The 5818-nt window shown below is 67.9% G+C and carries 4 protein-coding genes and 1 other RNA gene; 1 reads left to right on the forward strand and 4 read right to left on the reverse strand.

Translation table 11 applies throughout. The annotated features are described in order from the left end of the window. Positions 1-26: 26 nt before the first annotated feature. From QZV84_RS01920 to QZV84_RS01930, 3 genes are read right to left on the reverse strand one after another with little or no spacing between them, the layout of a single operon-like run. The gene (locus QZV84_RS01920) at positions 27-3029 is read right to left on the reverse strand and encodes a bifunctional [glutamine synthetase] adenylyltransferase/[glutamine synthetase]-adenylyl-L-tyrosine phosphorylase (protein ID WP_292824515.1); all 3003 of its coding nucleotides are present in this window, start codon (positions 3027-3029) and stop codon (positions 27-29) included. Between the two features lie 17 nt (positions 3030-3046). Continuing rightward, complete coding sequence (gene glnA / locus QZV84_RS01925) at positions 3047-4384, reverse strand: type I glutamate--ammonia ligase (protein WP_292824517.1); 1338 nt, start codon at positions 4382-4384, stop codon at positions 3047-3049. 38 nt (positions 4385-4422) lie between these two features. Beyond that, entirely contained in the window at positions 4423-4653 is a 231-nt protein-coding gene (locus tag QZV84_RS01930; RefSeq protein ID WP_292824519.1) for an SPOR domain-containing protein, read from the reverse strand. A gap of 91 nt (positions 4654-4744) precedes the next feature. Between QZV84_RS01930 and ppgK the strand changes: the two genes are divergently transcribed. Next, on the forward strand, positions 4745-5506 hold the full coding sequence (gene ppgK, locus QZV84_RS01935; protein WP_292824521.1) for a polyphosphate--glucose phosphotransferase: 762 nt from the start codon (positions 4745-4747) through the stop codon (positions 5504-5506). A 12-nt stretch (positions 5507-5518) separates the two neighbouring features. On the opposite strand, the gene rnpB is transcribed toward ppgK, so the two are convergent. Further along, positions 5519-5818, reverse strand: an RNA gene (gene rnpB, locus QZV84_RS01940) — RNase P RNA component class A; the annotation flags it as partial.

A 5818-nucleotide genomic window follows, 5' to 3' on the forward strand; every position in this document is an offset into this window, starting at 1 on the left:
CCTCTGCGTCTTCGGCCCGTGTGCACTCAACCGTAGAAGAGCCGCTCGAACACCCGTCGCGCCCGTCGTGTGGTGCCCAGATAGTCCTCCTCGACCTGCGTCGCCGATCGCGGCGGGTAGCCGAGCAGCCGCCCGATGCCGTCGAGCTTCTTGCGGTCGGTCGGGAGCACGTCGCTCGTCTGCCCGGAAAGGAGCGTATTGGCCGAACGCAGGCGGCTCGCCAGGCGCCAGGCCTCGGCGAGCCGGTCTGCCGAGGAATCGGCGATGACCCCGGCGGACTGAGCCGCCCGCAGCGCGGCCATCGTCGATGTGGTCCGCATGCCCGCGATGCGGTGGGCGTGCTCGAGCTGCATCAGCTGCACGAGCCACTCGACGTCGCTGAGCGAGCCGGGGCCGAGCTTGAGGTGACGCGCGGGATCGGCGCCCTGCGGCAGTCGCTCGTTCTCGACGCGCGCCTTGATCCGCTTGATCTCGCGCAGTCCCTGCGGGTCGACGGACGCCGGATACCGCACCTGGTCGGCCATTTCGGTGAATGCGCGGATGAGCTTCACGCTGCCCGCGACGCCGCGGGCGCGCAGGAGCGCCTGTGCCTCCCACGACAACGACCATCGGCGGTAGTACTCGCCATAGGCGGCCAGCGAACGCGCGACGGGGCCGTTGCGCCCTTCGGGTCGCAGGCCCGCGTCCAGATCCAGCGGCACGCGATGATCCTCGGAGTGCTTTCGCAGCCCGGCCACCAGCTGCAGCGAGAGTTCGTGCGCGCGCTGGGCGTCCACCCCGTTGGGTCGGTAGACGTACATCACGTCGGCATCCGATCCGAAGCCGAGCTCGCCTCCCCCGAAGCGGCCCATCGCGATCACCGAGAAATCCAGTGCGGCATCCTGCGGCGGTACGATCTCGCGTCGCACGGCGCGCAGCGTCGCCTGGATCGTCACTTCGGTGACGGTGGTCAGCGCGGTCGCCATCTCCTCGATCGTCGATGTGCCGAGAATGGCCGACATCGCAATCCGCAGGAGCTCGCGGCGGCGCAGCCCACGCACCGCGCGCATCGCGTCATCGATCGTGACGTGGCGGGATTGGATCGCGCGTGCCTCCTCCTGCAGGGCGACACCGCTGCGCGGCTGCAGGAGGTCGGGATCGTCGAGCCATGCGGCCGATTCCGGGATCCACTCCATGAGCTCGCCGACATACCGCGAGCTGGACAGCACCCGGGTGAGCCTCTCGGCGGCGCCCGATGAGTCCCGCAGCATGCGCAGGAACCACGGCGTGCTGCCGAGCCGCTCGCTGATGCGCCGGAACGCGAGCAGGCCGTAGTCGGGATCGACGCCGTCTGCGAACCAGCTGATCATGACCGGCATGAGGTGGCGCTGGATCGTCGCCCCGCGGCTCAGGCCGCTCGTCAGGGCTGCGATGTGACGCAAAGCACCCACGGGGTCGGTGAAGCCGATCGCCGCGAGCCGGTCGTGCGCCTGCGCGGGTGAGAGCGAGCGCGCCTCCTCGGGAAGGGACGCGACCGCCGACAGGAGCGGACGATAGAACAGACGCACGTGGATGTCGCGCACTTCGCGCTTCACCGTCTCCCACGTCTGCCAGACCTTCTCGCCGGAGTCTGCGATGCCGGACGCGCGCGCGAGCACGCGCAGATCCTCGGGGCGCGAGGGCATGAGGTGGGTGCGGCGCAGGTGCTTCAGCTGCATGCGATGCTCGAGGAGGCGAAGCAGGCGGTAGTCGTGCGAGAAAGTGGCCGCTTCGGCACGGCCGATGTAGCCCTGCTCGACGAGCGCATCCAGCGCCGGCAGCGTGCCGCGCTGGTGGATGCGGTCATCGGTGAGGCCGTGGACGAGCTGGAGCAGCTGCACGGTGAACTCGATGTCGCGGATGCCGCCGGGGCCGAGCTTCAGCTGGTACGGCACTTCGGCTGCGGGGATGTGCTCCGTCACGCGCTCGCGCATGCGCTGCACGCTGTCGACGAAGTTCTCCCGCGCTGCGCTCGTCCAGATCTTGGGCTGGACGGCCCGCACGTATGCCTCGCCGAGTTCGACATCGCCTGCGATCGGCCGCGCTTTCAGGAGCGCCTGGAACTCCCAGCTCTTGGCCCACCGGTCGTAGTAGGACAAGTGCGATTCGAGCGTGCGGACCAGCGCACCCTGCTTGCCCTCGGGCCGCAGATTCGCGTCGACCTCCCACAGCGGCGGCTCGATCTCCGCGCCGTCGATGCCGCGCATGGTCTGCACGGCGAGGCGTGTCGCGATGTCGACGATCCGGCTCTCGCCGACGGTCTCGATCAGCGGATCGTCGGCGCCCGCCACGAAGATCACATCGACGTCGCTGACGTAGTTCAGCTCGCGCGCACCCGTCTTTCCCATTCCGATGACGGCCAGCCGGGTTCCGGCGACCTGGTCCCGAGGAAAGAGCCCTGCACCCGACCCCCCCGCCGATATGCGGGTGCGTGCAACGCACAGCGAGGCCTCCAGGGCAGCACCGGCCGCGTCTGCGAGCCGCGCTGCGACGAGCGCAACCTCGTCCAACGGAGAAGCGCTCATCAGGTCGTACGCGGCAATCGCCGCGAGCAGCTGCCGGTAACGCACACGCAGGGCGACCCAGGACGAGTCGCCCGCGTCAGCGGCGAATCCGTCCACCGCGCCGACCGACGCGAGCAGGGCATCGCGCAGTTCGTCCGCCGACGGCACCGAAGCCCCTGCCCCGACGAGATGAGCGAGCTCTCCGGGATGCCGGAGGTAGAAGTCGGCGAAACCCGCCGAAATCCCCAGCAGCGCCCAGAGGGCGCGCCATCCCGAATCGTCGGCGTGAAGGGCGCGAACGGAGACCGCATCCCGGCGAGCGATGCGAGTGACGGCCGCCAGCGCCGCATCCGGGTCCGCCGCACGCGATGCGGGGCCGGTCAGGGCATCGCGCTCCAGACCCAGCAGCCCTTCCAGCTCGATGAGTTCGGCTTCCGCCTCAGCGAGGCGGCTGAACCCGATCCGCGCGAGATGGGTGAGTGACTGCGATCGTTCGCTGGTGGACATCGTCTCGCGGTGCGAGCTCAGAGAATCTCGAGGTTGCTCTTCAGCTCGAAATGAGTCACCTGCGCGCGGTACTCCTGCCACTCCTTGCGCTTGTTGAGCAGCACGTAGTTGAAGACCTGCTCGCCGAGCGTTTCGGCGACCAGCTCGGACTCCTCCATGTACTCCAGCGCGTGATCGAGGCTCGCGGGGAGCGGCGCGTAGCCGAGGGCGCGGCGTTCGGCATCCGTCAGCGACCATACGTTGTCTTCGGCCTCGGGAGGCAGCTCGTAGCCCTCCTCGATGCCCTTCAGACCGGCGGCCAGCATGAGCGCATATGCCAGGTAAGGGTTCGCGGCCGAATCGAGCGCTCTGTACTCCACCCGCGAGGACTGCCCCTTGTTGGGCTTGTACATCGGCACTCGCACGAGAGCGGACCGATTGTTGTGGCCCCAGGTGATGAAGCTCGGCGCTTCGTCGCCTCCCCAGAGTCGCTTGTAGGAGTTGACGAACTGGTTCGTCACGGCCGAGATCTCACCGGCGTGGCGCAGCAGACCGGCGATGAAGTGCCGGCCCGTCCGGGACAGCTGGTACGTGGCGCCTTCCTCGTAGAACGCGTTGACATCGCCCTCGAACAGCGACATGTGCGTGTGCATCCCGCTGCCGGGCTTGCCGCTGAGCGGCTTGGGCATGAACGTCGCGTACACGCCCTGCTCGATCGCGACCTCTTTGATCACGGTGCGGAACGTCATGACGTTGTCGGCGGTGGCCAGCGCGTCCGCATAGCGCAGATCGATCTCGTTCTGGCCGGGGCCGCCCTCGTGGTGGCTGAACTCCACCGAGATCCCGAGGTCTTCGAGCATCCTCACCGAGCGACGGCGGAAGTCGTGCGCGGTGCCCCCGGGAACGTTGTCGAAGTAGCCGGCCGAATCGACTGGCTCGGGGCCCTCGGGTCCGAACGACGAGGACTTCAGGAGGTAGAACTCGATTTCGGGGTGCGTGTAGAACGTGAAGCCGGCATCGGCCGCCTTGGCGAGCGTGCGCTTCAGCACATGACGCGGATCGGCCACGGCGGGCTGCCCGTCCGGGGTGGTGATGTCGCAGAACATGCGCGCGGTCGGGTCGATCTCGCCCCGCCAGGGCAGAATCTGGAACGTGGTCGGGTCGGGGTGGGCGAGCAGGTCGGACTCGTAGGATCGCGTCAGACCCTCGATCGCCGATCCGTCGAAGCCGAGACCTTCGCTGAACGCGCCCTCGACCTCGGCCGGCGCGATCGCCACCGACTTCAGGGTTCCGATGACATCGGTGAACCAGAGCCGAACGAACTTGACGCCCCGCTCCTCGATCGTGCGCAGAACGAAGTCACGCTGCTTGTCCATCGAAATCCCCCTCCGGTCCCGGCCGCTGCGGCCAGGGTTCAGTTCTCGTCGGTTTCGAGCGTGTCAGCGGCCGAGACGGGCGCCGGTCCGTCCTCGCGATGCTCTTCCTCGGCCCACGCACGCGAGCGTTCCTTGATGATCTCGGGAGCGCGTGCGGCCTCTTCGGCCGAGTCGAAGGGTCCGGCGCGATCGACGTGCGCAGACACGAATCCGTGCTCCACCTCACCGGTCGTGAGGTTGTACCAGTACTTTTCGCTGTCGCCGGTCACTTTCCGCTCCTCTCGCGATCCCCGAGCCTGTCGACGGGGCCACTCGCTCGATCCTACTGACCGGCCGCGCGCTCCTGGATAGGCTGAGGCCATGGCATCGGAGAACACACGCGCCGTCGGCGTGGACATCGGCGGCACCGGCATCAAGGCAGCCATCGTCGACCTCGCGACCGGAACGCTGCGCAGCGACCGCGTCAAGGTCGCCACACCGCAGGGGGCCGAGCCGAAGGATGTCCTCGCGGCGGTCCTCCAAGTGCTCGAGAAGCTCGACGTGCTCGAAGATGCGATCCCCCTCGGAGTCGCATTCCCGGCGATCATCAAATCCGGTCGCACGCTGTCGGCCGCGAACGTCTCCAAGAACTGGGTCGGCTTCGAAGCCGAGAAGTTCTTCGAGGATGGGCTCGGACGCGACATCCACTTCGCCAACGACGCCGATGTCGCGGGTGTGGCCGAGATGCGGTACGGTGCGGCGCGAAGTGTCCGGGGTCTGACGATCCTCACGACACTCGGCACCGGCATCGGCACGGCCATGATCTACAACGGCGTGCTCATCCCCAATTCGGAACTCGGCCACCTGCAGCGCGCCGAGCACGCGAGTGATTTCGAGGCTTACGCCGCATACTCGGCGATGGAGCGCGACGCTCTCGACTGGGAGGCGTGGTCGGAACGGCTGCAGCACTACTACAGCCACCTCGAGTTCCTTTTCACCCCTGACCTGTTCATCGTGGGCGGCGGCGTCTCCAAGCACGCCGACTCGTTCCTTCCGCTGCTGAACCTGAACACGCCGATCGTGCCGGCGATCCATCGCAACAACGCCGGGATCATCGGGGCCGCGGCACTCGCACTCGACTGATCACCGAGAGGGCGAATGGGCCGGCCTGTACGCCGGGTTCTGTCCGGGGGCGTGAGCCCCGTGGACGGTCATCTCTCTCGGCGACACGTTGCCGTGCCGCTCCAGCGGCCTACCCGAGGACTCGGCGAGCCGCGTCAGCATCCTCTGTCTGGCCTTGCTCCGGGCGAGGTTTACCTTGCGGGCCGTGTCACCACGACCCCGGTGGTCTCTTACACCGCCGTTTCACCCTTGCCGCGGCCGGAACCGCGGCGGTCTGTTCTCTGTGGCACTGTCTCGCGGATCACTCCGGGTGGGTGTTACCCACCGCCCTGC

The sequence above is a fragment of the Microbacterium sp. genome (genome assembly GCF_011620715.1).
Classification (GTDB): domain Bacteria; phylum Actinomycetota; class Actinomycetes; order Actinomycetales; family Microbacteriaceae; genus Microbacterium.